Origin of the sequence: Streptosporangium sp. CA-135522, from assembly GCF_050949235.1 — a bacterium.
Classification (GTDB): domain Bacteria; phylum Actinomycetota; class Actinomycetes; order Streptosporangiales; family Streptosporangiaceae; genus Streptosporangium.
In genome coordinates this window covers 7,617,090-7,643,903 of the sequence record NZ_CP192026.1, presented here as the reverse complement: position 1 = coordinate 7,643,903, position 26,814 = coordinate 7,617,090, and the positions used below count along the sequence as shown (strand labels likewise).

Annotated in this window: 22 protein-coding genes; 11 read left to right on the top strand and 11 right to left on the bottom strand. The window is 71.3% G+C overall.

Going from position 1 to position 26,814, the window contains the following annotated elements:
- Window positions 1-2: 2 nt before the first annotated feature.
- The 3 genes from ACQPYK_RS36145 to ACQPYK_RS36135 are packed head-to-tail and all read left to right on the top strand — an operon-like array spanning window position 3 to window position 2,452.
- A complete protein-coding gene (locus tag ACQPYK_RS36145; protein ID WP_433241391.1) occupies window positions 3-431 on the top strand; it encodes an acyl-CoA thioesterase in 429 nt (142 codons plus the stop codon).
- A gap of 33 nt (window positions 432-464) precedes the next feature.
- A complete protein-coding gene (locus ACQPYK_RS36140; RefSeq protein WP_433241388.1) occupies window positions 465-1,004 on the top strand; it encodes a flavin reductase family protein in 540 nt (179 codons plus the stop codon).
- Window positions 1,001-2,452 (top strand): cytochrome P450, encoded by a 1,452-nt coding sequence (locus ACQPYK_RS36135; protein ID WP_433241385.1) that lies wholly within the window; start codon window positions 1,001-1,003, stop codon window positions 2,450-2,452. The genes ACQPYK_RS36140 and ACQPYK_RS36135 overlap by 4 nt, the downstream gene beginning before the upstream one ends.
- Before the next feature lie 478 nt (window positions 2,453-2,930).
- Here ACQPYK_RS36135 and ACQPYK_RS36130 read toward each other — a convergent pair whose 3' ends face one another.
- A complete protein-coding gene (locus ACQPYK_RS36130; RefSeq protein WP_433241382.1) occupies window positions 2,931-3,698 on the bottom strand; it encodes a helix-turn-helix domain-containing protein in 768 nt (255 codons plus the stop codon).
- A gap of 877 nt (window positions 3,699-4,575) precedes the next feature.
- On the opposite strand from ACQPYK_RS36130, the gene ACQPYK_RS36125 reads away from it, so the two are divergent.
- The 7 genes from ACQPYK_RS36125 to ACQPYK_RS36095 all read left to right on the top strand — a co-directional run bounded on the left by ACQPYK_RS36125 (window position 4,576) and on the right by ACQPYK_RS36095 (window position 12,120).
- Window positions 4,576-5,118, top strand: a complete 543-nt coding sequence (locus tag ACQPYK_RS36125) for a SigE family RNA polymerase sigma factor (protein WP_433241379.1) — start codon at window positions 4,576-4,578, stop codon at window positions 5,116-5,118.
- A gap of 39 nt (window positions 5,119-5,157) precedes the next feature.
- Window positions 5,158-5,727 (top strand): DUF5987 family protein, encoded by a 570-nt coding sequence (locus ACQPYK_RS36120; protein WP_433241376.1) that lies wholly within the window; start codon window positions 5,158-5,160, stop codon window positions 5,725-5,727.
- Complete coding sequence (locus ACQPYK_RS36115) at window positions 5,724-7,379, top strand: FAD-dependent oxidoreductase (protein WP_433241373.1); 1,656 nt, start codon at window positions 5,724-5,726, stop codon at window positions 7,377-7,379. The genes ACQPYK_RS36120 and ACQPYK_RS36115 overlap by 4 nt, the downstream gene beginning before the upstream one ends.
- 14 nt (window positions 7,380-7,393) lie before the next feature.
- Window positions 7,394-8,488: a carboxymuconolactone decarboxylase family protein gene (locus ACQPYK_RS36110; protein ID WP_433241370.1), complete on the top strand. Its 1,095-nt coding sequence runs from the start codon at window positions 7,394-7,396 to the stop codon at window positions 8,486-8,488.
- 617 nt (window positions 8,489-9,105) lie between these two features.
- A complete protein-coding gene (locus tag ACQPYK_RS36105) occupies window positions 9,106-9,909 on the top strand; it encodes a TIGR03084 family metal-binding protein (protein ID WP_433241367.1) in 804 nt (267 codons plus the stop codon).
- Between the two features lie 220 nt (window positions 9,910-10,129).
- Window positions 10,130-11,170, top strand: a complete 1,041-nt coding sequence (aroF, locus tag ACQPYK_RS36100) for a 3-deoxy-7-phosphoheptulonate synthase (RefSeq protein WP_433241364.1) — start codon at window positions 10,130-10,132, stop codon at window positions 11,168-11,170.
- A 29-nt stretch (window positions 11,171-11,199) separates the two neighbouring features.
- A complete protein-coding gene (locus ACQPYK_RS36095; RefSeq protein ID WP_433241360.1) occupies window positions 11,200-12,120 on the top strand; it encodes a prephenate dehydrogenase in 921 nt (306 codons plus the stop codon).
- 126 nt (window positions 12,121-12,246) lie between these two features.
- Here the strand turns inward: ACQPYK_RS36095 and ACQPYK_RS36090 are convergent, their stop codons facing one another.
- The 10 genes from ACQPYK_RS36090 to ACQPYK_RS36045 all read right to left on the bottom strand — a co-directional run bounded on the left by ACQPYK_RS36090 (window position 12,247) and on the right by ACQPYK_RS36045 (window position 24,567).
- Entirely contained in the window at window positions 12,247-13,464 is a 1,218-nt protein-coding gene (locus ACQPYK_RS36090; protein WP_433241357.1) for an FAD-dependent monooxygenase, read from the bottom strand.
- Complete coding sequence (locus ACQPYK_RS36085; protein ID WP_433241354.1) at window positions 13,454-14,770, bottom strand: ATP-grasp domain-containing protein; 1,317 nt, start codon at window positions 14,768-14,770, stop codon at window positions 13,454-13,456. Before ACQPYK_RS36085 ends, ACQPYK_RS36090 begins: the two co-directional genes overlap by 11 nt.
- Window positions 14,767-15,804: a hypothetical protein gene (locus tag ACQPYK_RS36080; RefSeq protein WP_433241351.1), complete on the bottom strand. Its 1,038-nt coding sequence runs from the start codon at window positions 15,802-15,804 to the stop codon at window positions 14,767-14,769. Before ACQPYK_RS36080 ends, ACQPYK_RS36085 begins: the two co-directional genes overlap by 4 nt.
- A gap of 29 nt (window positions 15,805-15,833) precedes the next feature.
- Window positions 15,834-17,096, bottom strand: a complete 1,263-nt coding sequence (locus ACQPYK_RS36075) for an ATP-grasp domain-containing protein (protein WP_433241348.1) — start codon at window positions 17,094-17,096, stop codon at window positions 15,834-15,836.
- A gap of 4 nt (window positions 17,097-17,100) precedes the next feature.
- Window positions 17,101-18,372 carry an ATP-grasp domain-containing protein gene (locus ACQPYK_RS36070; RefSeq protein WP_433241345.1) on the bottom strand — a complete coding sequence of 424 codons (1,272 nt, stop codon included), beginning with the start codon at window positions 18,370-18,372 and terminating at the stop codon, window positions 17,101-17,103.
- Window positions 18,373-18,476: 104 nt separating this feature from the next.
- Complete coding sequence (locus tag ACQPYK_RS36065; protein WP_433241342.1) at window positions 18,477-19,877, bottom strand: dihydroorotase; 1,401 nt, start codon at window positions 19,875-19,877, stop codon at window positions 18,477-18,479.
- The gene (locus ACQPYK_RS36060; RefSeq protein WP_433241339.1) at window positions 19,865-20,980 is read right to left on the bottom strand and encodes an acyl-CoA dehydrogenase family protein; all 1,116 of its coding nucleotides are present in this window, start codon (window positions 20,978-20,980) and stop codon (window positions 19,865-19,867) included. Before ACQPYK_RS36060 ends, ACQPYK_RS36065 begins: the two co-directional genes overlap by 13 nt.
- Entirely contained in the window at window positions 20,959-22,005 is a 1,047-nt protein-coding gene (locus ACQPYK_RS36055; RefSeq protein WP_433241336.1) for a PrpF domain-containing protein, read from the bottom strand. The genes ACQPYK_RS36060 and ACQPYK_RS36055 overlap by 22 nt, the downstream gene beginning before the upstream one ends.
- Window positions 22,002-23,906, bottom strand: coding sequence for an asparagine synthase (glutamine-hydrolyzing) (asnB, locus tag ACQPYK_RS36050; RefSeq protein WP_433241334.1), 1,905 nt, complete (start codon window positions 23,904-23,906; stop codon window positions 22,002-22,004). The genes ACQPYK_RS36055 and asnB overlap by 4 nt, the downstream gene beginning before the upstream one ends.
- 172 nt (window positions 23,907-24,078) lie before the next feature.
- Window positions 24,079-24,567, bottom strand: coding sequence for a cupin domain-containing protein (locus tag ACQPYK_RS36045; protein ID WP_433241331.1), 489 nt, complete (start codon window positions 24,565-24,567; stop codon window positions 24,079-24,081).
- Window positions 24,568-25,558: 991 nt separating this feature from the next.
- Here ACQPYK_RS36045 and ACQPYK_RS36040 point away from each other — a divergent pair.
- Window positions 25,559-26,809, top strand: coding sequence for a cytochrome P450 family protein (locus ACQPYK_RS36040; protein WP_433241328.1), 1,251 nt, complete (start codon window positions 25,559-25,561; stop codon window positions 26,807-26,809).
- Window positions 26,810-26,814 lie beyond the last annotated feature (5 nt).

The following is a 26,814-nucleotide window of genomic DNA, read 5'->3' as shown; positions in this document are numbered from 1 at the left end:
CCATGGGCAAGTACTTCGAACACCTGCACACGGTCGGCTTCGAAGAGACCAACATCGTCGGCAACGTGTACTACGTCAACTACCTGCGATGGCAGGGGCGTTGCCGGGAGATGTTCCTGAAGCTGCAGGCGCCGGAGGTGCTCGCGGACCTGCAGGACGACCTGAAGCTGTTCACCCTGAAGGTCGACTGCGAGTTCTTCGCCGAGATCACGGCCTTCGACGACCTCTCCATCCGGATGCGCCTGGCCGATCTCGCGCAGACCCAGATCGAGTTCAGCTTCGACTACGTCCGGCTCGACGCGGGCGGGCGCGAGACGCTCGTCGCCCGAGGCCGGCAACGCGTGGCGTGCATGCGCGGGCCGAACACCCGCACGGTCCCCGCCAGGGTTCCTGAGCCGCTGGCCCGGGCGCTCGAACCGTACGCGCCCTAGGCGCGGATCCAGACAGTGAGCCAGGAGGTCAGCGTGACAGTCGACAACTCCATGTCATCTCGCGAGATGGCAGAAGCGAAGGCGCTGCGGCGGGCGTTCGGAACGTTCGCCACCGGTGTCACCGTGGTGACGACGGGCGGTCCCATCCCGCACGCCATGACCGCGAACTCTTTCACCTCGGTCTCGCTCGACCCGCCGCTCGTGCTGGTCTGCGTCGACCGCAGCGCAGTCATGCACCGGTGTCTCACCACCACGGGCTTCTTCGGGGTGTGCGTGCTGGCCGCCCATCAAGAGGCCACGGCCCGGCACTTCGCCGACCGTTGGCGGACCCTGGGCGCGGCCCAGTTCGACGACGTCGACTGGCTGCCCGGCGAGCTCACCGGTGTCCCGCTGCTCGGAGGCACCCTCGCCCGTTTCGAGTGCGAGCTGTGGCGCACCTACGACGGGGGCGACCACACGATCTTCATCGGAAAGGTGCTGTCCATGGAGCAGCAGGCCGACCTGGACGCCCTGCTGGTCTTCAACGGCAAGTTCCGTCAGATCACCCCCGATTGGAGCGAGGTGACGGCATGACTTCCACCGGGCGGCGCGCCGCGGCCGTACCGAAGAGGTCGTCCTCCGGCACCCGCCTGGTGCCGCCGGGACCGCCGTGGTGGGCGGGGCCGAGCCTGTTCAAGAAGCTGGCGATGGACCGCCTCGGCATGATGTCGCTCGCGGCGACGTACGGCGACGCGGCTCGGCTGTCCATCGGTCCCAAGACCCTCTACTTCTTCAACCACCCCGACCACGCCAAGCACGTGCTGGCCGACAACAGCGGCAACTATCACAAGGGGGTCGGGCTCGTCCAGGCGCGCCGGGCCATCGGTGACGGGCTGCTGACGAGCGAGGGCGAGCTCTGGCGCAAGCAGCGCAGGATGATCCAGCCGGTGTTCCAGAACAAGCGGATCTCCCAGCAGGCCGGGGTCATCGCCAGGGAGGCGGCGAACCTGGTGGGCCGGCTCCGGAACCACTCCGGCGGTCAGCCGGTCGACGTGGTCAAGGAGATGACCTGGCTCAGCCTCGGCGTGCTCGGGCACACCCTGCTCGACGCCGACCTCGGCGCCTTCGGCTCGATCGGGCACTCCTTCGAGGCCGTCCAGGACCAGGCGATGTTCGAACTGGTGACGCTGAGCAAGGTGCCGATGTGGCTGCCGCTGCCCAAGCAGTTGCGCTTTCGCCGGGCCCGCGCCGAGCTGCAGCGCATCGTCGACCATCTCGTCGCCGACCGCCTGGCGCGGTCCGGCGACGGCGGTGACGACGTCGTGTCCCGGCTGATCGCCTCGACCCGGCAGGAGGCCGACCCCCGGGTCGGCCGGCAGCGGATGCGTGACGAGCTGGTCACACTGCTGCTCGCCGGGCACGAGACGACGGCCAGCACGCTGTCATGGACGTTCTATCTCATCGATCGGCACCCGGAGGTCCGGGAACGGCTGCACGCCGAGGCGGTGGAGGTGCTCGGCGACCGGCTGCCGGTCTACGAGGACCTCCACCGGTTGAGGTACACCGCGATGGTGGTGGAGGAGGTCATGCGCCTCTACCCGCCGGTGTGGATGCTGCCGCGGGAGGCCCAGGGCGACGACGAGGTCGGCGGGTACCGCGTGCCGGCCGGTTCGGACGTGCTGATCAGCCCGTACACGCTGCACCGGCACCCGGCCTTCTGGGACGCCCCGGATCGTTTCGACCCGGACCGGTTCGACCCGGACCGTCCGGCGAACCGGCCCCGGTACGCCTACATCCCGTTCGGCGCGGGTCCCCGGTTCTGCGTCGGCAATCACCTCGGCATGATGGAGGCGACGTTCGTGATCGCCATGGTCGCCCGCGACCTCCGGCTGGTCAGGGTGCCCGGTCACAAGGTCGTCGCCGAACCCATGTTGTCCCTGCGGGTGCGCGGCGGGCTGCCGATGACCGTGCACGCGGCGCACGGCGCCCGCGTCCCACGCCCCCGGGCCTCCTCCGGTCACGCCGGGGACTCTGGGGACTGAGGTCGCCGGCGGTCTCCCGCCGGCGACGCCCACCACCGCACAGCCGACCGGCCGGGCGCGACTTCCGCGCCCGGCCGGTTCGCCGTGCCGGACCGGTGCGCGTGTGCGGTGCGCGTGCGATGTCCGTGTGCGGTGCGAGTGTCCGGTGGCCGTGTGCGGTGGCCGGCGGATGAAGACGGTAAGGGCGCCGAGGGCGGCTGCCCGCCGATGAGGTGCGGACATGCCGATGGACCCGGAACCGGGTCCTGGGGGCGGTCGAGAGTTCATGCGCCGGGTTCCGAAGCGATCGGCTCCGAAGGGCCGACTCCAAACGGCCGACTCCAAACGGTCGGCTCCGAGCGGCCGGCTTCGAGGGGCCGACTCCAAACGGCCCGCTTCGAGGGGCCGACTCCAAGCGGCCGGTTCGGCGGAAGGGAGCGGCGCGGCCCGACCTCGGTCGCGGCCGCTCGCCGTACGTGACGGCGGTGACCGCGATGGGTCAGCCCGTGCGCCGGGCGGTGCCCGCGAACAGCAGGTCGCGCAGGGCGAGCAGGACCGGAGGGTCGAGCGGGCGCATCGGCCTGAGCTGGACGTCGGCGAGCTTCGTCTCCGTGTCGAGCCGTACCGTGATCGGCCCGTGGCGTCCGATGCACAGTGCCTCGTCACCGCCGGGCGCATGATTGACGGCGTCCTCGTGACCGGCGGCGACCGACTGCGCGATCAGATGCCATTCGCCGGGAGGGACGTCTTCCAGTACGTATGGTCCTGGTTCGGGCAGAACCGTGTAGCTGACGGGCCGGCCCTCAAGGATTCGGTCGGGGAACAGCCCGGCGAAGACGGGCCGATCCTTCAGCGGAGACGAGATGGCGCCGCGAACCGTCACCGAACGGGTCCCCGAGGTCACCGGACGGCCTTCGACGAAGATCTGCGGTGTGACGCTCTCCAACTGGCGGTACCTGCTCGGGGAGACTCCCACGCTGCTGGTGAACCGTGAGCTGAAGGTGCCGACGCTGGAGTAGCCGACCCGGTGGCTGATGTCCGTGACGGTCAGCGTGGTCGAGGCCAGGAGCCGCTTGGCCTCCTGCAGTCGCACCGCCGACAGGAACCGGCCGGGCGACAATCCGGTGACCCGCTGGAAGACACGGGAGAAGTGGAACTTGCTGAACATCGCCGTACGGGCCATGTCATCGATGGTGATCTGTTCGCTGAGGTTTTCGTGCATACTCCTGACGACCCGCAGGACGGCTTGCTCTATTTCGTTCTCCATTGCTCCTCCCGTGCATTGGAGGTTTCATCCGAATTGACGTGGCGTAGGAAAACGTGACCACAGTGCTCACGGCCTGTATGTGCCTCGCGGATGGCAGAGCCGGTGCGTGTTCCCGTTCGCCTGGGCGAACGTTCACCGAATGGCTCTGGCCACCGTTGACGGCTGCTCCGTTCGAGTTCGGCGTCGCGGCGTGGTGCTGGGGGTTCCGCCGGGACGCCCGTACGGCAGCCGCTCCTTCGTCTGCTCGATAGGTCGTTGATCGCATGGCGTCACAGGACGCCGGGCGATCCGGCTCTCGCCTTCCTCGCCCCGCGGTTCTCGATGATCGTTCGAACCGGCTTGACCGCCACCGGTGACGACCATCGGGCTTGCCTGCCTACTACACGCCGCGAGAGGCGCCGGACGCTGCATGACTTCGGAAATTTTTTATGACGGACGGGAGGTAGCTGAATGGTTACACAATGTGCGTGCTCAATGGCTCTGGCCTGAGGCGATGCCGTCTGGCGCGATCTTCGGAGAGGGGCGGTCGATGGGTCGTAAAAATGATCTACGATCACGAAACAAAATGAATGTGAAATAAGTCAGATCGCCCTTGACTTTTTACTTTAAATGGTCATCGAAATTGTGATCATTTAATTGGCCCAACTGTCGCGTCCATCTTTGGTCCTCTTCTCCGGTAATTGGCGTGAACGGTTTTCCTGGACCCCTCGAAACCACATAAGGGCAGGTAGGGGGTGGGTAGGGGTTGTCCTCGCGGGTGCCACGGCCAATTCTTGTGACGTTGGGCCAGTGCCCTCGATGCGTCGTCATCGAGCACCGTTTTTCCCCGAATTCACGCCATAGGCGGATGGGGTTCACCGTGATGGAGTGTGGGCAGATGGCGGAGGCTCGCGAGGACGAGTTCTCGCGCTACGTCAAAGAGGCCAGGCCGGCGCTGCGGCGAACGGCCTTCCTGCTCTCGTCCGACTGGTACGAGGCCGACGACCTGGTCCAGCGGACTCTCATCGCGATCCACGGGCGCTGGGACAGCCTTGAGCACCGCGACAAGATCGCGGGCTACGCACGAACGATCATGATCCGATTGATCATCAGTGACCGCAGGTCCCACCGGTGGTCGCGCGAGGTCCTCCACGAACTGCCACCCGAACCCGACCCGACGCCCGATCCGTACACGCTCCTCGGTGATCGGCTCCTGCTGATGAGAGCCCTTTCCAACCTCGCGCCCCGGCAGCGGGCCGTTGTCGTCCTGCGTTACTGGGAGGACTGCAGCGTCGAGGAGACCGCGCGGGCGATGGACAGCATGTGTTCCACGGTACGCAGCCAGACCGTCCGCGCCCTGGCCACCCTTCGTTCGACGCTACAGGCCGAGGCGAAGGGCAACTCGGAAGATGCACCCGGCGTAACGATGCTTGGACGATGAAGTGGACAGGAGCTGACCCAAATGCACGAGGGAACACCCATGCAGCCGCGAACTCCCGACGAACGACAAGCCAGGACGATGACACTTGAGGCGTTCGCGGACACGATCGTCCCCGGCGAGAAGCGGTCGCCCGACGACAGGGCCATCGCGGGCGCCAGCACCGGCGGCGGTGCGGTGGCGGCCGGCGCCATCGAGTTGCTGGAGTGGGACGCGACCGGGCTGAGCAGTGGACTGGACGACTTCGCCCGCCTGTTGAACGACCACGCGCGGGAGTACGCGACCGGGTACAGGCTGGTTCTCGACGAGTCGGTTCCGCCCTTCGTCGCGCTGGCCTTCCAGCACCGCACCGCCCTGGTGCAGCGGCTGACCTCGCCCGGCCATCCGGAGAAGCCGTTCTGGGTCAGCCTCGCCCTGTTCAGCAACATGGCCTTCGACTCCGCGGCCCACATGCACACCGCCGACGCGCTCGCGGCGGGACATCCCGGCCTGACCGCGATGGGCATCACCCTGCCCGACCCCGACGGTCTGTGGCGCTTTCCCGAGTACTCCTACGGCCGCCGGCTGGCCGACCCGCACCCGGACACGACCCCTTCAGGGAGCCCCGCATGACGAGCACCGAACGCACCGACGTCCTCGTGGTCGGCAGCGGCTTCGGCGGCGCGATCGCGGCCTACCACCTCGCCGCCGGCGGCGCGCGGGTCGTGGTGCTCGAACGCGGACCCTGGCTGAGCGGAAACGACTTCGAGCACGACTACAAACTCGGATCGTCCTACACGCGAGCCTTCGACTTCGTCGTGGGCGACGGCATGAGCCTGCTCGGCGGCAACTGCGTGGGCGGCGGCAGCGTCGTCTACTTCGCCGCGATGCCCCGCGCGCCGCGCTTCGTCTTCGAACGCCACGGCAGCATCGGCAGGCGGATGTGGCCGTCGGCCGTCAGCCGCGACACCCTGGAGCCGTGGTACGACCGGGTGGAGGAGGCGATCCCGGTCACCAAGCAGGACTGGAACGACGCCACCTACGCCGGAGGGCTGTGGGCGGCGACGTGCAACCACGCGGGCCGTACGGCCAACACGCTGCCGGCGGCCATCGACAACAGCAAGTGCACCAACTGCAACTGGATGATGGCCGGCTGCCGCTTCGACGCCAAGCGTTCGCTGCTGTTCAACTACCTGCCGGCGGCACTCGCGCACGGCGCCGAGATCCGGCCGCTGCACGAGGTGCAGCAGATCTCCAAGACCGACGACGGCGACTACCGGGTGCACTACAACGTCGTCGACGACGAGGACTACCGGGTCCAGGCCGGCAGCGGCACGATCGACGCCAAGATCATCATTCTCGCGGCCGGTGCCGGCGCCACCCCCGTCATCCTGCAGCGCAGCGAGGCGACGCTCGGCACGATGCCGCACGCCGTGGGCAGATACTTCTCGGGCAACGGCGAGCGGCTCAACACCGTCGTCTTCGACGAGGACCGGGTGCGCGATGTCCTCGGCCTGACCCGAGGCGACGGCCTGGCCTACGAGGCCAACCAGATCGGCAAGGGGCCGACCGTGGCGAGCTGGGACCGTCTCGACGGCTCGCTGCCGGAATACTCCCGCTTCTCACTGGAGCAGCTCTACTTCCCGCCCGGTCTGGGCACCATCCTCGCGCAGGTGCCCGGCGCGGTCGGCCCGAGCTGGTTCGGCGTGGAGAAGAAGGAGCTTCTCAAGCGCTGGCGCTCCTGGCTGATCATCTTCCAGATGACGGAGGACGACAACGAAGGGGTCTTCGGGCCGCCCCCGGCCACCGGCAACGCCGACCGGATCTCGCAGCAGATGCTCGGCGTCGGCCGGCTCCGCTACGACCCGACCCCGAACACACTGCGCGGCTGGGCCCAGGCGGACGCCGAGGTGAAGGACATCGTGGAGCGCGACGGGCTGGCCAAGGTGGCGGCGTGGACCAACGACGTGGTCGGCGCCTACACCGTGCACCCGCTGGCCTCCTGCCGTATCGGCGACGACCCGGGGACGTCGGCGCTCGACGACCGTCACGAGCTGCGGGGTCATCCCGGCATCTTCGTCACCGACGGCTCCGCCGTACCGGGAGCGTTGACGGTCAACCCGGCGATGACCATCGCCGCGCTCGCCGAGCGCGCCATCCCCGGCATCGTGCAGGCCGCCCAGCAGCGCGGCGTGAACGTGACGTACGGCGCGCCGGCGCCGGACGGTGCCATCAGCGGACGAAGCGGAGTGGCCCCGTTGGTGCCCACTCTGCTGCACCGATAGCGAGGGAGCGGGCGATGGGCAGGATCCTCACCCCGGTGGCACGGCGGAGCGCGCTTTCCCAGATCCGCCATGTCTCTCCGGTCGGGCCGGGCGCCGCGCTGGGCCTCGTCGAAAAAGTCTACGACCAGGTCGAGCGGGACTTCGGCATGCTGGCGCCGCCGGTGATCCTGCACTCGCCCGCCCCGGAGCCGCTGGCGGCCTGCTGGCTGATGCTGCGGGAGTCACTCCTCGCGCAGGGGATGGTCAACAGGGCGATCAGGGAGGCGATCGCCGCGGCGGTCTCGCTCGGCAACGCCTGCCCGTACTGCGTGGACGTGCACAGTGCGACGCTGCACAGCCTCGTGCAGGGGCGCTACGCCGCCGAGATCTCCGGCGACCGCATCGAGGAGATCGCCGACCCCGGCGTGCGCCGGATCGCCGCGTGGGCGCGGGCGAGCGGCACGAGGGAGACGGCCGCGCGGCACGAGCTGCCCCTGCCGGCCGAACAGGCGCCGGAGCTGATCGGCGTGGCGGTGACCTTCCAGTACTTCAACCGCATGGTCAACGTCTTCCTCGACGAGTCCCCGGTGCCTCCGCAGGTGCCCGCCGGGATCCGTCCCGTCCTCATGCGGCTGCTCGGGTTGTTCATGAGGCCGGCGGCCCGTAGGGCGCACGCGCCCGGCGCCTCCCTCGGCCTGCTGCCGGCCGCGCCGCTGCCCGCGGACCTGTCCTGGGCGGACGGCACGGCGAACATCGCCGAGGCCTTCGCCCGGGCCGCCGCCGCCATCGACAGGGGCGGCCGGCGTTCGGTGCCGGAGCCCGTTCGTGACGTGGTCGCCGCCGAGCTGGCCGGCTGGAACGGTGAGCCGGTGGGCCTCAGCCGCGCCTGGGTCTCCGAAGCGGTCGGCGGCCTGCCGCCCGCCCAGCGCCCGGCCGGTCGCCTGGCGTTGCTGACGGCGATGGCCTCCTACCAGATCGACCAGCCGCTCATCGACGAGTTCCGGCGTGAGAACCCCGACGACCGGGCGCTCATCGAGCTCGCCTCATGGGCGAGCTTCGCCGCCGCCCGCCGGGTGGGCGGCTGGATTCCGGCCGCCCGGCCGGCCGGCCCCGCTCTCCACGAGGTCTGACCCCGCTCTCCATCGCGAGGTCTGACCCGGTCTCCACGAGGTCTGACCCCGCTCTCCATCGCGAGGTCCGACCCACTCTCCGCGAGGTCTGACCCGGTCTCCACGAGGTCTGACCCCGGCCTGGCCTCTCCCGTCTTTTCCCGGTGGCGCCCGGTGGCTTCTTCCGGCGTCTTCCCGCGCGGGCCGGCCGAAACGCGATTCGGCCGGCCCGCGCGGGCTCGTGGCATGCCTGTGAGCCGATGGGCCGGCCGGTCCGTGCGCGTCCGCGATACCTCCCGCCCGCTTTCCAGGGGTGGTGCGCCGTACCCGCCGGTTGCGGCGGGCCCATCGCCCGTGCGCGGCAGATCCCGTACGGCGAGCCCACCGCCCGTGCGCGGCAGATCCCATACGGCGAGCCCGCCATGGCGAAAAGCACACACGGAGAAGACATCGCTATTTCCGTCGATGCATGCTTAGTTCAGCGACATAAATATGATTCATTTTCGATAATGCCGCCGTGAGCGATATATATGTTTATCGCGTGTTCCGCCGCTCGATTCGCCGACCGGACCGGTGTGCCAGAAAAGAGTGGTTCCGACACCCCGCACAATCCGATTTCCAGGTGAGAGGACAGACACGTGACAGAGCTGGATGAGGTTCTCAAAGACCTGGCCGCGGAAGGCGACGAAATCGATCGCATGGTGGCCGACCTCGACGCGTCGCAGTGGGCGCTGCCCACTCCCGCGCCCGGATGGACGGTCGCCCACCAGATCGCCCACCTGGCCTTCATCTTCCGTCTCGCCGGGACGGCGGCCTCCGACGCCGAGGCCTTCAAGGCCCTGATCGCGGGAGCCGAGGAGAACTTCGACGGCGCGGTGAACGCCGCGCTCGCCGACTACGCCGGCGACTCGCCGGAGGTGCTGCTGTCCCGCTGGCGCGCCGAGCGCGCGCACACGGTCGAGGCGCTCGCCGCCGTGCCGCCCGGCGAGACGGTGCCCTGGCTGGTCAACCCCCTGCCGCCCATCATCCTCGCGTGTGCCGGGATCATGGAGCAGTTCGCGCACGGCCAGGACATCGCCGACGCGCTCGGGGTGCGCCGGGAGTTCACCGACCGGATCAGGCACCTGGTCATTTTCGCAGTGCTGACCAGGGATTTCGGTTACCTGTCGCGGGGTCTCACCCCGCCGGAGACCGAGTTCCGCTTCGAGCTCACCGGTCCCTCGGGAGAGGTGTGGGCGTTTGGACCGGAGGACTCGGCCGAGAAGGTCAGCGGACCCGCAGCCGACTTCTGCCTGCTGGTGACCAGGCGCCGGCACCGTGACGATCTCGCGGTCGTCGCCTCCGGCAGCGAGGCCGACCACTGGCTGGACATCGCGCAGGCCTACCGCGGACCCGCCGGGGCGGGACGCGCCCCCGGCCAGTTCGAGGCCTCCGCGCGGTAATCACGGACCTGCGGCACCGCTTCCCGGCTGCCGGCCGTACCGGCCGGGCCGCCCGGATGGCCGAGACGACGGCGATCGGGGCGCCCCGGCCGGGAGCCGGAACGACGTGACGATCACGAAGCCATCCTCGCCGGCGTCGGCGCGGCCGGTGAAGGTCATTCGCCGTGATGAAACGCGATGGCCGGTAATGGCGTGAAGGCGAAGAAAGGGCACCGAGAATATGGTAATCGTGATGGCCGCGGACGCCACGCCGTCGGACATTCAGGCGATCGTCTCATTGGTGGAATCGACGGGCGGAGAGGCGTTCGTCAGTCGCGGGGTCAGCCGGGTGATCATCGGTCTGGTGGGTGACATCGACCGGTTCGACACGTTGAATCTGCGTGGAATGCGAGGGGTCGGCAACGTCACGCGAATTTCGGTGAAATACAAGCTGGTCAGCCGCGAACATCATCCGGACCGTTCGGTCGTGCAGGTCGGCGGCGTGCCGATCGGTCCCGGCACGGTGACCCTGATCGCCGGCCCCTGCGCGGTGGAGACCCCGCAGCAGACCCTCCAAGCGGCCGAGATGGCCAAGGCCGCCGGCGCCACCCTGCTACGCGGCGGCGCCTACAAACCCCGCACCTCCCCCTACGCCTTCCAAGGCCTGGGCGAAGCCGGCCTGCGCATCCTGGCCGACGTCCGCGAGCAGACCGGCCTGCCGGTCGTCACCGAAGTGGTCGACGCCCACGACGTCGACCTCGTCGCCTCCTACGCCGACATGCTCCAGGTCGGCACCCGCAACGCCCAGAACTTCGCACTGCTGCAAGCCGTCGGCGCCGCCGGCAAACCGGTCATGCTCAAGCGCGGAATGAACGCCACCATCGAAGAATGGCTGATGGCCGCCGAATACATCGCCCAGCGCGGCAACCTCGACATCGTGCTGTGCGAGCGCGGCATCCGCACCTTCGAAACCGCCACCCGCAACACCCTCGACATCTCCGCCGTCCCCGTCGCCCAGCGACTGTCCCACCTACCGGTCATCGTCGACCCGTCCCACTCCGGCGGCCGCCGCGACCTCGTCCTGCCGCTCAGCCGCGCGGCCATCGTGGCGGGCGCCGACGGCGTGATCATCGACGTGCACCCACAGCCCGAGATCGCCCTGTGCGACGGCCCGCAGGCACTGGTCGCCGAGGACCTGCAGGAGCTCGCCCACGCGATCGAACGCCTGGCCCGGTTCATGGACCGCAGGCTGCCCGCGCAGCGCGAGCTGCTGGCCGGATGAAGCTCGACCAGGGCATTTCGGGAGGGCTGATGAATCCGTCCGCGATTCGCCGAGTCTCGGTTCTCGGCACCGGTGTCATCGGAACGTCGATCGCGCTCGCCCTGCGGCGCGCCGGTGTCCACGTCGGCCTGTACGACCTGGACACCCGGGTGGTGGCGGAAGCGGAGCTGATGGGGGCGGGCATCGCGCTGCACCCCGACGATCCGCCGGCCGACGTGGTGGTGATCGCCACCCCGCCCTCCACCGTCGTCGGTGTCCTGCGCGACGCCCAGGACTGCGGACTGGGCGCCGTTTACACCGACGTCGCCAGCACCAAGGCCCGTATCTTCGCCGAAGCCGAGGTCGCGGGCTGCGACTTCACCACCTACATCCCCGGGCATCCGATGGCCGGTCGCGAGCTGTCGGGCCCGGGCGCGGCGCACGCGAATCTGTTCACCGGCCGGCCGTGGGCCCTGTGCCCGCACCCGGTGACGCCGCCGGGCGCGGTGCACATGGTGGCCGAGCTGGTCGAGATGTGCGGGGGAGAGGCCAAGGTGATCGCCCCCGACGCCCACGACCGGGTCGTCGCGGCGGTCTCGCACGCGCCGCACCTGGTGTCGGCGGCGCTCGCCGCCAGGTTCGCGGCCGCCGACGAGACCATGCTCTCGCTGGTGGGCAAGGGGCTGCAGGACGTGACCCGGATCGCGACGGGCGCTCCGGAACTCTGGTGCGACATCCTCCAGCAGAACGCCGGCCCGGTCGCCGCCGTGCTGGACGCGGTGGTGCGGGACCTGACCGAAGCCGCGTACGCGCTGCGCAACTCCGGCCGCGCCGGTGGTGGCGCGCTGGCCGACCTGCTCACCCGGGGCAACCACGGCCGGGAGCACATCGTCGACAGGGTGCACGCGAAAGGGCGGGCCCACCGGCCCGAGGGCGACGAGCTGGCCGAGCTGGCTCGGGCGCGGGTCTGAACGTCCGGCGAGCTCCGGCCCGAACGCCGCGGAGCAGGCCCGATGACCCTCTCCCGGCCGTGGGAGCCCGCGCGCCGGGTCCGGCTGCCGGGCCCGGGCGGCGTGTCCGGCGCCGCCCGGCTCCGCTCACGCCACGATCTTCCCGGCCCGGCCGGGCGGCCGCCAGCCGAAGAGCGTCCTGAACCGCTCGTCCTGGGTGCTGAAGTCCCGGTTCTCGCGCCCGCCGGCGCCGGAGGCGACCGGGGCGTCGGTGGCGGCCTGGCCGGTGCCCGACTCCTTGTCCACACCGCCCGTCCGCCGTGACCGCAACACCACCTCGGCCGTCCGGGGCGCGCGCTGCGCCGAGTAGGCCTTCAGCGCGGCCGGCACGTCCGCGCGCGACCGCAGACCGGCGGCGAGGACCACCGCGTCCTCCAGCGCCATGCCCGCGCCCTGCCCGGCCGCCGGTGTCATCGGGTGCGCGGCGTCGCCGAGCAGGGTCACCCTGCCGAACGACCATTCGGGGACCGGATCGCGGTCGACGATGTCGGTCACCACGATCCCGTCGTCGAGGTCGGTGCCGCAGATGATCCCCGCGATGGAGTCGTCCCACCCGGTGAGCCTGTCGAGCAGGGCGGACATCGCGGCCGCCGGGTCCATGGCGGGCCAGACGCCGGCCGGGGCGGTGATCTTCGCGGTCCAGTAAAGCTGGCCGTGGCCGGTCGGCCCGGCGAACAGGTCGACCCCCGGTCCGCTCGCGATCAGGCCGAGGGGATAGGCGGCGGGCGCCGCCGTCCTGCCCCGCAGCGAGGTGTAGCCCCGGTAGACGGGCGGGAGGTCGCCGAGCAGCCGCCGGCGGACACCGGAACGCACTCCGTCGGCGCCGACCAGCACGTCCGCCCTCAGCGTGGTGCCGTCGGACAGCGCCACGTCGACGCGGTCGCCGCGATCGGTGTGGCCGTCGACCGCGACGCCCGTGCGGAGGTCGGCGCCGGACGCGACGGCCTCCTCCAGCAACGCGTTCTGCAGCGCGGAGCGCAGCACGGTCACCTGGGGGGTGCCGAAGCGGCGGCCGAGCTCTCCGATCGGGTCGACGCCCAGCACCCTGCCGTCGGAGGCCAGCAACGGTCTCTCGTCGCCAGGCACGGCCACGTGTCCCGCCGCGCGCACGGCCGCGCCGAGCCGGGCGCCGATGGCGTCCAGCGCGGTGATGCCGTTGGGGTAGAGCACCAGGCCCGAGCCGACGTCCGCGATGCGGGTCGCGCGCTCGACGAGCGTCACCCCGATCCGGGCGCGCCGCAGGGCGATCGCCAGGGCCAGGCCGCCGATGCCGCCGCCGGCCACCACCACCGGGTCAACGCGCATCGGTGCCCTCCCCGCCCGCCGGGCGGCGGGCGGGTCCGGACGGCCCGTCGCCGGTCAGCGGTTCGATGACCAGCCCGCCCAGGAACCACGCCTCGACCTGGCGCATCCTGCTCTCGCACGTCCTGCGGTCGGGGCCGGTCACCACGAAGGAGGCCAGGAAGTCCGCCGAGAAGGCGGGGCCGTTCATCACCTGGCCGGGCCGTACGAAGATGTTGTACTTCTCCACCCACGGGAAGGGACGCTCCTGCGGCACGGCCACGACCCTGCCCGCGCGTTTGACCAGCACCAGCTGCCCGGCCATGGTGGACGGCCGCAGGCGCGGCCCGGCGGTGTCGATCGGCAGCGGCAGCCCGAGCTGCGCCCTGACCCAGCACTCGGTCGGGTCGGCGCCGAACAGCGCCCGCATGATGTCCCGGATCGAGGCTCCGCCGTTACGGCACGCTATCTCGCACAGCACCAGCCGGTCGTCGGGGGTGTGGAACACCTCGGCGTGGAAGGCGAAGTGCCGCGGGCCGGGCAGCGCCGCGAGGACGCGGTCGGCGAGTTCGAGCAGGCGCCGGGAGAGCGGGTCGTCCGGGTCGAGGGTCACATCCAGGCGGCCCCCGGTGTCCTCCTTGAACGTCGACAGCGCGAACAGGTACTGCGACGGCCAGGCGAAGACCACCCGGCCGTCCACGACCAGCCCGTCGACATGGCACATCGCCCCCGGGACGTACGACTCCACCAGCAGGTTCGGCTGGAAGGGGCCGTGGAGGCCGGCGTCCTCGGCGAGATACCGGTCGAGCTCCTCCTGCGACCCGATGACCTTCACACCTATCGAGCCCGCGCTGTCGCGGGGCTTGACGACGATGGGGAATCCGCGCTCCCCGGCGAAGGCGATGACGTCGGCCGCGCACTCGACGGCCGCGTACGGCGCGACCGGGATGCCCGCCGCCCGCGCCATGTCCTTCATCACGAGCTTGTTGCGGTACGGGATCGTGCTCGGCAGCCGCTGTCCCGGCAGCCCGAGCAGCTCGCGCAGCCGGGCGGCGCGTTCCAGGTCCTGTTCCTGGCAGGCGATGATGTGGCGCACCCCGTGCTCGCGGGCGAGGTCCACCGCCCTGGGCTCCACCGTCCCGCCCGCCTCGTAGCCGTCCAGCGCCTCCACGTGGCGGTAGCCGCTCCCGGCTCCCGGCAGGTCCTCGCCGACGAGGTCGAGGTGCCGCCGCGAGCCGAGGAGCAGGACGTCGCCGTCGTAGTCGGCCAGCCAGCGGTCGTACGGCGTGCCTCGCAGCGAGCCGCGGTGGTGCAGGACGAGGACGCTCATCGGACCGCCTCCCCGGTCGTGGCGGGGACCGCCGCGGGCAGGGCTGTGGGCAGGATCGTGGGCAGGGCTGTGTGCGGGGTTGGGGGCAGGGCCGCCTGCGCGCGCACCGCGTCGCGGTGGACGTCGGCGCCCAGCGTCCGGGCGAGCGCTCCGGCCGCGGGGCCGGTGACGTCGCACCCGACCGTGTCGGCCAGCCATCGGCCGTCGTCGCCGCGCCTGAGCTCGACGAGGTAGGGGTGGGCGTCGGCGGCCGGCAGCGCCGCGAGCACCGCGCCGGCCGCGGCGAGCACGTCCTCCTCCCAATCCTCGGTCCCCTCCCGCGGATACGGCGTCCGCGGATACGGCGCCTCCATGTACGGCGTCTTCGGGTACGGCGGGCCGTCCTCCTCCGCGACGCCGTACAGCCGCCAGGTCCCCTCCGCGGTGACCCCCGCGACGCGACGGACGGCGCCGGCCGGCCAGGGCTCCATCACCAGGCCGGGCACCCACTGCAGGTCGGGGGAGAGCCCGCCGCGGGTGAACTCCCGCGCGGCGGCCTCGTCGCGCAGCACCGACACCGGCGCCCATCCGTTCCTGCGCCGCCGCACGTGCACCGGGTATCCCCACCGGCCGGCGTGCGCGTAGACGTCGGCCACCCGCTCCACCGCCGCGCACGGGACGGTGGCGATCCCCGCGCGTTCGAGGCGCCCGCGCATGGCGACCAGGTCCGAGAACGTGATGGCGGCCTCCCGCCGTTGCCCGGCGAGACCCAGATGCTCGCGCAGCGCGCCGGCCCTGATCGCGTCGGCGGGGGAGACGGCGACCACGGCCGACAGCGCGGTGCGCGCCGCCAGGTCGAACACGGCCCGGTCCACGTCGGCCGAGCGTGCGTAGTCGCTGAAACACCGCACCTCGGCATAGGCGCCGACGTCGTGCGCGGTGATCTCCGCCGCGGGGCGCGCGGTGAACAGCACCACGTCCCGCGCGCCGTCACGCAGCCATTCGGAGTACGGCGGAAGCGGACCGGAAACCCGGTCCAGCACCACGATGGTCATCGTCTTCCTCTCCTCGGATCTCCTCGGACTCACACCCGCGCCGCGGGACGCAGCCGGATGTTCACGGAGTTCGCGACCAGGTCCTCGCACAGCCGGACCGCCGCGTCGGTGTCGGAGCCCCTGACGGCGACCAGGCCCAGGCGGTCCCAGTTGTCGGCCAGCGGCCGTACCACGTCGCCTGCGCTCGCCGTGACCTGGGCGATCAGTACGTCCGGTCGGGCGCGGACCGTCTCGACGCCCTCGACGCCCTCGATCCGTCCCGCGCCCGTGTGCACGAAACGCACGCAGGCCCCGGCCAGGGGACGCGGCCGCCCAGCCAGCTCCTCGACGAGCCCGAACGGCCAGCCGACCGCGTAGGCCGCCATGTCCACGCCGTAGGCCGCCTCCACCAGCTCGTCGATGTGGTCACCGCCGATCCGGTTGTGCGACTCGATGACGACCGGCCCGTCCCGCCCGACTCGGACCTCGGTGTGGCTCGGCCCGTCGGCTATCCCGATCACGTCGAGGAACGCGGTGACCGCGGCGACGATCTCCTGCTCCGCCCCGAGGTCCAGGCGGGCGGGCAGCGCGTGGCCCAGCTCCGCGAAATGGGCCTCGTCGACCAGCTTCTCGGTGACCGCGATCACCACGTGCCTGCCCCCGAAGCTGAAGGCCTCCACGCTGTATTCCGGGCCGCTGACGTACTCCTCCATGATGAACTCGCCGATCCTGAACAGGTCGGTGGGCCCGCGGTCGACACCGGTCCGGCGCACCCGCTGGACGCGATCCCACGCGTCGTCGACCTCGGCGGCCCCGCCGACGCGGAAGACGCCGAAACCGCCCGCCACGTCGGTGGGCTTGACGATGAAGGGGTAGCCGTGGGCGGCACCGAAGGCGGCCAGGCTGTCGCGGTCGCGCACCAGGGACGCGCCGATCGTCTTCGCCCCGGAGCCGGCCAGATGGCGGCGCATCTCCCACTTGTCCCGCAGCCGGTGGCTGGCCGCGAACCCGGTGCCGCCGAGCCCGAAGCGGTCGTTGGCCCAGCCGGCGACCTCCAGGCCCGGCTCGGTCAGCGACACCGCGGCCGAGAAGCCCCAGGCCCGGTGCGCCGCCTCGATGAGCGGGCGGGCCACGGACGGGTCCGTGTAGTCGGCCAGCAGCAGCACGTCGGCGAGCTCGGCCTGCTCCGGCTCGAACTTGCTGCGGTGCTGCAGCAGGATCACCGCCAGGCCCAGCGCCTTGGCCTTGCGGACCGTCGACGTCTGGTGGCCGATGAGCAGCAGCGTTCTCTCGGGAGTCTTCTCGGGGGTCATCACGTCACTTCCCGTCGGTGGGTGGGGATGAGCCGGCGGAGGGGGAGACGGCGGAGGAGGAGGGCCGGTCGTCCGGCCGGACCACCACGCGCAGCAGCGCGCGCACCACCGCGGTCCGCTCGTTCGCCTGTTTCTCGGAGGCCGCCTCGACGACGACGTGCCCGTGCCGGCTCCCGGAGTCCACGACCGGGGGCAGCACGTCCCCCGGCCCGAACCCGAGCCTCAGTTCGTGCACGAAAGCGAGCCGTCCGGCCTCCTCCAGCCCGGCCACGGACTCCACGCGTCCCGGGCCGAAGTCGAAGAACGAGACGCAGGCCGTCCTGGTCGCGGCGCCGGGCCGTACCGGCTTGCCGGCGAGGGCGCGGAAGACGGCGGCCTCGATGTCGAAACCGGTGGCGATCTCGACCAGCAGCGGGATGCGGTCACCGCCGATCCTGGTCTGGGACTCGACGATCCGCGGGCCCGCGGCCGTCAGGATCACCTCGGTGTGCGCGGGACCGAAGCGGTAGCCGGCCGCGTCCAGCAGGGCGACCACCGGCTCGGCGATCGCCGCCCGCTCCGGCTCCGGCAACGGAGCCGGGTGCACGTGCCCCATCTCCACGAAACCGGGCGGCGGCGCCAGCCTCTTGGCGGTGACGCCGACGACGTGGTGACGCCCCTGCACGGTGAACGTCTCCACGCTGAACTCGTCCCCGCGAAGGTACTCCTCCACCAGGACCGGCCCCGAGTAGCCGTAGGCGGCCAGGTCCGTCACCCAGCCGTCCAGGTCGCGCACGTCGCGCACGAGCCGTACGGCCCGGCTGCCGTCCAGACAGGTGGGCTTGACCACGACGGGCGGACCCAGCTCGCGCACCGCCTCGCGCGCCTGCTCCGGCGCGGCGACCTCGATCGAGCGGACGGGGGAGAGACCGTGGTCGCGCAGCAGCCGTCTCATCGCGGCCTTGTCGTTGATCCCGGCGAGCGCCCCCGGTGGGTTCGGCGCCAGCCCCAGCGACCGCGCCTCCTCGCAGACCGGCAGCTGGCTGTCCTCTTTGCCCAGGTGGAGGACGTGTGCCACCTCGTGGCGCCGCGCCGTTTCGCGGACCAGCGCGCGCAGCGCGCGCTCGTCCCGGAAATCGGCGAGGATCATCTCCTCCGACAGCTCCGCGATCTCGTCGAGATAGGCCGCGGGCTGGTAGCGCGGATCCCAGATCGAGTGGATACGGAAGCCCTCCGCCGCGGCCTTCGCGAAGAACTGCCGGTACGGCATCAGCATGAGCAGCCTGTCGTCGGCCATGGTCGATCCCCCGTCTCCCGCTGTGTCTCCCGCCGTGTCCTCTGCCGTGTCCTCTGCCGTGTCCTCTGTTCCGTCTTCCGCTCTGCCGGCACCGGCGGCGTCGTTCACGCGAGCCGGCCTGCCGGCTCGCGGGCGGCCGTCCCCAGCCAGCGGCCCGTGGGCGGGCCGAAGGCCCGCCGCTCCGCGTCCCAGGCCACCCGGCCCGCCTTCAGCGTGGTGCGCACCCGGCCGGCCATCGTCCAGCCCTCGTAGGCCGACCAGCCGCATTTGGCGTACACGTCGCGCGCGGAGAACATCGTCGGCCGATCCGGGTCGAAGATGACCAGGTCGGCGTCGGCGCCCGGTTCCAGCCGGCCCTTGCCCGGCAGCCGGAACATCGCGGCCGGCCTGGCGGCCAGGTGCTCGACCAGCCGGGCGATCGCGACGTCGGCGGGCTCGTCGGGCCGGCGCCTGCGCATGCCGGTCCACACCGCCGTCGCCAGTTCCTGGACGCCCGGCAGGCCCGGCGGCGCGTCGGCGACCCGCCGGCTCTTCTCGGCGATCGTGTGCGGGGCGTGGTCGCTGCCCAGGCTGGCCACCTCTCCGGCCCACAGGGCCGCCCACAGCCTGTCCTGGTCGTCCTGGCTCCGGATGGCGGGCGACAGCCGGGTCCTGGCCCCCATCTTGAGCGTGTCGGCATCGGTGAAGGACAGATGGTGGCCGGTCAGCTCGAAGGTGACGGGCAGCCCCGCCGCCTGGGCGGCGGCCATCAGGTCGGCCTCCTCCGCGCTCGACAGGTGCAGGACGTGCGCCCGGGTGCCGTGCCTGCGGACGAGCTCCAGCACGGTGGCGACCGCGGCGATCCCACCGCTGCGGGGCCGCCGCCTCTCGTAGTCGCGGTAGTCCCGCGGCTCGCCCCGCCAGTTGTCGAGCAGCGCGAACAGCGCGTCGTCCTCGGCGTGCAGCACCAGCTGCACGCCTCCCGCCGCGGCCGCCGCGAAGATCTCGTCCAGCCGCGCCGGGTCGCGCACGACGGTCGGCGCGGTGTGGTGGCCCGCCATGAAGACCTTGGCGCTCACCGCGATCTCCGGGGAGAGGCCGGCGAGCAGTTCGGGCCGCCGGGGATCGACCCCGATGTGAAAGCGGTAGTCGACCAGCGACGACCCGGCGACGAGCGCGGCCTTGGCGACCATCGCCTCCGGATCCAGCCCCGGCGGCACCGTGTTCGGCATGTCGATGACGGTGGTGACGCCACCGGCGACGGCCGCCCGGCTGCCGTGCGCCCAGTCCTCTTTGTGCTCCAGGCCGGGGGTGCGGAAGTGCACGTGCGAGTCGACCAATCCGGGCAGGACGTAACAGCCGTCCGCCCGCAGCCGGGGCACGCTCACCGGCAGGTCGTCGCCGTCCAGGACGGCGCCGATCCGCTTGCCGGACACCACCACGGTGGCCTCGCGCACCCCGTCCGGGGTGACCACGCGGCCACCGGTCACCGCGAGGTCGGCGGGAGAGTCCATCAGCTCGTCCATGAGGCCGCCACCAGCTCCCGGCACAGGTCGTTCGTGGGCCCCATCAACGCCACCGCACGGGCATCGGCGATCAGCCGGTTGAGCTGGTGGCTCACCACGTAGGCGGCGGAGCCGAGCATGCGGGCGACCTCGATGCAGACCTGCTCGGCCGTGGTCGAGGCGAACAGCTTGCTGCGTAAGGTGACCGCGCCGGGCTCGGCCGAGCGCCTTCGCCCGGCGCTGTCGACGATCGCGCGCGCGGCCTCCACCTGGGCGCTCAGCTCCGCCAGCCGGTGCCGTACCGTCTGCGTGGTGAGCAGCCCGGACCGGCCGGCGTGCTCGGCGGCGATGTCCAGCGCCGCCTGCGCTATCCCCACCGACACCGCGCCGAGGGTCGCGCCGCTCTCCCGGACGGCGGCGATGATGGCCGGGGCGTGACCCAGCGGGCCGAGCCGGTCGTCGTCGGAGACCTCGCAGTCGCGCAGCGACACGAAACCGGTCGCCGACCCCCTCATGCCGACCAGATCGAGGTCCAGGTGCGCGACCAGTCCCGGGTTGTCGCCCCGCACCAGGAAGAACGACTGCCCGGCCGAGCCGTAGGCGCTGTCGTGGTCGTCCGGTTCGGCCGAGGTCGTCACGAGGACGAGATAGAGGTCCGCCACCCCGGCGCCGGTGGTGAACGACTTGGCCCCGTTGAGCAGCCAGCGGCCGGAGGGCAGTGGGGAGGCCGTGGTGGCGAGCCTCTTCTTGGCGGCGCCGGCGCCCGGCTCGCTCCACGACGAGGCGGCCAGGCACTCACCGGCCGCCAGCGCGGGCAGCAGCGTCGCCTTCTGCGCGGCGCTGCCCCACTCGCCTATCCGCGCGGTCACCGCGAAGTGCTGGAACAGGATGATCGCCATCGAGGGGTTGACGGCGGCGACCCGCTCGACGACCTCGTTCACCGTGGCCGCGTCCCCGCCGGCGCCGCCGTACTCGAGCGGGACCGCCGTGGCGAGCAGGCCCGAGCGGCGCAGTTCCGCCAGTGCCCGCCTGTCGGGCCGGCCGCTCACGGCGGTTCGCGTCGCGGACCGCCGCAGTGTCTCCAGCACCGGACCTGGCTGGATCACGCTGACACCGACAGACATTCGGCGGTCTCCTTGAACTGGAAGTGGGCGAGCGGTTCGATGAAGAACGAGCCGCGGAAGGCGACTCTCCGGTCGCCGACGGTGATCCAGGCGATCCGGCGCTGTGCGTCGTGCACGTTGATGGCGGCCAGGACCTCGACGCTCCCGCCGGGGGTGAGGACGTTGATCCCGTTCCCCTCGCACCCGGCCTGCCGGGCGGCCAGCCACGGGATCGTCTCGGCGATGCCGGTGGCCGCCCCGAGGCACGCGGCGCCGGTCAGCGCCAGCGTGGGATGCCAGCCGGGCACCGAGACCGCGCGCACCGCGATGCGGCCACCCGCGACCGGCATGGTGACCGCCACCTTGGGGAACACGCTGTCGGCCGGCCAGCCCAGATGGGCCGCGGCCGCGCCGCGGATCCGCACCAGCCGCTCGAACAACCCCGGGTCGTCGCCGTACAGCTCGACGGTGCCGGACACGCCCGCGTCCGGCGCGGACACGAAGACGTAGGGGTTTCCCGCGGAGACCAGCGAGACCTCGACCCGCTCGCCGTCCACGTCCACGGCGGTCCTGGGCTCGCCGGTCAGCAGCAGCCGGGAGACGGGCTTGGGCGGCGTGTAGAGGAAGTGCATCGTGAACCGGACCGTCTCCCGGCTCACCTCGTCCACCTCGCAGGCGAGGTAGTCGCCGTTGTTGAGGACGTTCACCCGCACCCGCAGGCCGGGGGCGAGCCTGGGCAGCATGCCGGCCTCCGCGGCCGCCGTGATCGCCGACAGCACCGAGTGCCCGCAGGAGCCCCGCAGGTCGAATCCGGCCGGGTCGCCGGGCAGCGCCTGGATGAAGCGATAGTCGAGATCGAACAGCGGGTGCGTGGAGGGCTGGATCAGCGCGATCTTGAGCACGTGCTCGCCGCCGGCGGCCGCCAGCCACCTGCGGGCCTCGGCGAGCGCGGCGAGCAGCGGCTCTCGCTCGCGGGGGAGGTGCCTGGCGTCGAGGACCAGCGTGGGGCAGGGGCTGCCCATCGCGTAGGCCAGATGCCCGATCACGCGGCCAGCTCCGCTTCCGCGAGCGGCCGGCGCGCTCCCGCGCGGAACTGGTCGAGCCAGACCTCGTACACGAGCAGGGCCCACAGGGTCAGGGCCGCGGTGTCGTCCGGCCCGGCCGCCTGGCGGGCGAAGAGGCCGCGCACCGCGGCGGGATCGATCTGCCCGCCGGCGCGCAGCCGATCGGCGGTCAGCATGTCCCTGGCGTACTCCCACAGCGGCCATCCCGGGGCGAGCATCGCCGTGATCGGCAGGGTGAAGGGCTGTTTGCGGCGGGCGAGGACGCTACGCGGCAGCAGGCCGGCGGCGGCGCCGTACAGCACGCGCTTGACCCGCCCCGCACCGATCCGCATCCGGTCCGGCAGCGCCCGGCCCAGCTCGACGACGTCGCGCTGGCAGTACGGCAGCCGCACCTCGACCGAGCTCGCCATGCTCAGGTGGTCCACCCTGCGCAGGTGGTAGGCGGGCAAGCGGTAACGCGTCTCGAAGGCCGTGATCCGCTGCAGCACGGTGCCGCTCCCGCCGGCCAGTGCCTCGGCCGCCTCCTCGGGGATCGCCGGCCGCTCGCCGCGCAGCTGCGCGGCGTAGTCGCCGGTGTACAGGGCCAGGCGCCGGGCGGCGGGCAGGACGGCGAGGCTGTCGAGATACCCGTCGTACCAGGGCAGGCCGGCTCCGGCGGCGGCCGTCGCCGTGCTCATCCGCTCGTAGCCGCCGAACACCTCGTCGGCGGCGTCCCCGCTGAGGGCGACCTTGAACCCGGCGTCCCGCACGGCGGCGAAGAGAGCGTGGGTGCTCAGCGTGATCGGGTCCGCGTTCGGCTGACCCAGATGCCACACGACGTCGGCCAGCATGTCGGGGAACGCGACGGGGTCGATCTCCACCTGGTGGTGGCGGGTGCCGGCCCGTTCGGCCACCTCGCGCGCGTAGTGGCGCTCGTCGCGGGGCCAGCGGCCTCGGTAGGCGATGTTGAAGGTGTGCAACTCGCCCGGCGCCTCGGCGGCCAAAGCGGTGACCAGGCTGGAGTCCAGCCCGCCGGAGGTGATCGCGGCGACCGGGACGTCGGCGACCAGCAGCCGGTGCACCTCCCGGCGCAACCTGTCGCGCAGCTCGGCGGCCACCGCGGCCTCGTCCACCGGCACGCCGCCCGCCCTGTCTCCTGCGCTGTCTCCCGCTCTGTCTCCCGTCCTGCCGCGCACCTCGCCGCCCACGGTCCCGTCGTCCGCGGCGGCCTCGGCCGTCCGCCCCCGGCGCGAGAGACGCAGCCCCGAAGCCTGGTCGCAGATCGCGGTGGCGCCCGGTGGAAGCACCCTGATGTCGGCGAACATGGTCTGCTCGCCGAACGGGGTCTTGGTGGCGAGGTAGGCGTCCAGGCCCGGCGTCCAGGTCCGGGTGGACACCCCGTCGAACGCCACCAGGGACGAGATCTCCGACGAGAAGTGCAGCGTGCGCTCCGCCGGGTCCCACCGGTAGAACAACGGCTTCATGCCCGCGTGGTCGGTGGCGAGCACCAACCGGGGGGCGGCGCGCAGGTCCAGCACCGCGATCGCGTACATCCCGTCCAGACGCTCGGTGAAGCCGTCGCCGTAGACCTGGTAGAGCGCGGGCAGGATGGAGCCGTCACAGCGGTCGGGAAAGGTGAATCCCCGGCCGCGCAGATCCTCGCGCAGGACGTCGTGGTTGTAGATCTCTCCGTTGAAGACGACCTTTACGGCGCCGCCGGGCAGGTCGTACGGCTGACGCCCGCCGCCGGGATCCATGATCGCAAGCCTGGTGCTCCCGAGCGCGTGCCGGCCGACGCGCACACGTCCTCCGCCGTCGGGCCCGCCGTGGCGCTGGAGCGCCTCGACCGTTCTCAGCTCGTGGGGTGAGACCACCGCGTCGAAACATCCGTAGATACGGCACATCGCACCTACCGCCTTCCCTGCCAAACGCGGTCGCCGCGGCGCCGGCCGTTCGATCACCGTCCGGCTCGCCCGTCCGTTCGCGCACCGGGACGGCGACACGTACGGATCGAGCCGTCGGAGCCGCCGTGCCGGGGCCGCGATACCGCTTCATCCGCTTCCTTGAGCCGATCGGCTAGATCCAGTAGGTGTCGTGGCGCAGGAAGAACTCCGCCAATTCCTCGTCGCTGGGCCGTCCTGACAGCGCGAACTCCGCGAGCGCCTCGAAGTAGCCCTCTCGCGGCGCTCCCGGTGCGAAGTGCAGCAGCATCGACGCCGGCGCGCCCGACTCGTTGCGGAAGGAGTGGATCCCGCCTTCGGGGACGTGCACGAAGTCTCCCGGGGTGGCGTCGAACCAGCTGACACCGTCGTACATGCGCACGGTCCCGGAGAGGATGAAGAACGACTCGGAGATCGTCTTGTGGAAGTGCGGGTCCGCGCCGCTCGGCTTGGCCGCCATCTCCCACCGGTAAAGGCCGAACTGGCCGTTCGTCGTGGCGCCCGTGGCCAGGTAGTGCACCGTGTTGCCGGACTGGAAGGCCAACTCGGGCGCGTGGTCGGCCGTGCGGTAGGTGGTGCTGATCTCGCCCTTGTCACCGAGGTAGCGCGGGTCCGGATATGTCATGAGATACAACCCTTTCGGTGTTGTTCGGGATTCTTCGCCGAGGGGAACTCCCGGAGTGCCGTACGGCGGCCCCGGATTCGCCCGGTCCTGGCCGAGAGCGGCCGCCGGGCGGCGCGGGGACCGCCCCGCCCCCGCGGTGGCGGGGTGGCCCGGCGGAGTTTTCACCATGATCTACGGCCTGCGGGCCGGAAGTCTTCTTCGTGCTTGCGCAGCCGACCCGAAACGCGTTGCCGGAGTGGTCCGAAAGCGCGGCGAAGGTGGCGGTCAGAGTCGTCTTCACCGCGAAAAGAGCACAGCAATCCGGAAGATGCATAACAGAACGGACGGATGTCACGATAACCACGTAGTTTGACGGGCGGAACGGGCTCGGGTAATCGAAGAGCGGATTTCACTTCGACCCCGCGCACCGGCCACGCCTCGCGATGTGCCCGCATTGAAGAGCTTTAGCATTCAAGGAGGGAATTGAGTTTCCTTTCACCGCTTCGGCGACTGCAGGCGCCGAAGCGGAAAGGGCACGGCCTCTCCTGGGACCCCGGTGCCATCGGCCGTCCCGGCGGTCGCCGGGATCGTCCGGGAGAACCGGCCGGCACCTCGCTTCCGAAGTCCTCGGCATCGCATCTCGCAAGCATCCGAACGCCGCTCCGCCGGGGCGGCGACATCGTCATGCGCCGTTCCTTTCTTCGACCACGCTTCACAAACGCTGTCCCGGGAAACAACACGGAGAATCCGGCCGGACCGCGCAAAGGGATTCTCCGGCTCCGGCGCGCCTGCCCGCCGGACGAATGGACTCCCGTTCTCTTCCAGATTGCTGAACTCGCTCCAGGCATCCGCGACTTCTTTTTTCGGATGTCAATCCGAAATAGCATCGAGTAAGGACATGACGGACCTAGGGGAATTTGTCTCCGGCGACTGAGTCGTATTGTCTGTCTGTTTTTCTGTTGGTGCGTTGGCACCACGACTAGCTCTACCGACGAGATCTTTGGAGACATCCATGGAGAACCGCTGCCCCTTCGCCCTCGACATCACCGGCCGGGACATCCACGCCGAGGCCGCCGTCCTGCGGGCACAGGGACCCGCGACCCAGGTGGAACTCCCCGGCGGCGTCCTGGCATGGTCGATCAACAGCTACGCCGTCATCAAGCAGCTGCTGAGCGACTCCCGGGTCACCAAGAGCGCCCGCAACCACTGGCCCGCCTTCATCAACGGCGAGATCCCGCCGGACTGGGAGATGATCAGCTGGATCGCGATGGACAACATGGTCACCGCGTACGGCAAGGACCACGTGCGCCTGCGCAGGCTGGTCGGCAAGGCCTTCACCCCGCGCCGCACCGAGGCGATCCGGCCGCGCATCGTGGAGCTGACCGACCAGCTGCTGGACGGCCTGGCCGCGGCCGGGCCAGGCGAGGTGGTGGACCTGCGCGAGCGGTTCGCCTACCCGCTGCCCGCCCGGCTGGTGGCCGACCTGATCGGCATGTCCGAAGAGGCCCGTGTCCAGACCGCCAAGGTCATCGACCTGATGGTGGACACCACCGTCACCCCCGAGCAGGCCCAGGCCGTACTGCTGGGCTGGCGGGGCGCGATGGCCGACCTCATCGCCGCCAAGCGCCTGGAGCCGGGCGAGGACATCACCAGCGACCTGATCGCCGCGCGGGACGAGGACGGCTCCCGCCTGAGCGAGGCCGAGCTGACCGACACCATCTTCGCGATCCTGGGCGCCGGCTCCGAGACCACGATCAACTTCTTCGACAACGCCATCACCGCGCTGCTGACCCACCCCGAGCAGCGTGAGCTCGTCACCTCCGGCCGCGCCTCGTGGGACGACGTGATCGACGAGACGCTCCGGGTGGAGTCCCCGCTGGCGCACCTCCCGCTGCGCTACGCCGTCGAGGACATCGAGCTCGACGGCGTCACGATTCCCCAGGGCGACCCCATCCTCGTCAACTACAGCGCGGTGGGACGCGACCCGGCCCTGCACGGTGACAGCGCCGGCAGCTTCGACATCACCCGCTCCGACAAGGAGCACCTGTCGTTCGGCCACGGCCCGCACTACTGCCTCGGCGCGGGCGTGGCCCGCCTGGTGGCGACGATCGGCCTGTCCACGCTGTTCGAGCGCTTCCCCGAGCTGAGCCTGGCCGTCGGGCCGGACGAGCTGCAGCCGCTGCCGACGTTCATCATGAACGGTCACCGGGCGCTGCCGGTCCGCCTGACCGCGCCGGTGCCCGCCGGAGTCTCCGCGAGCTGACCAGC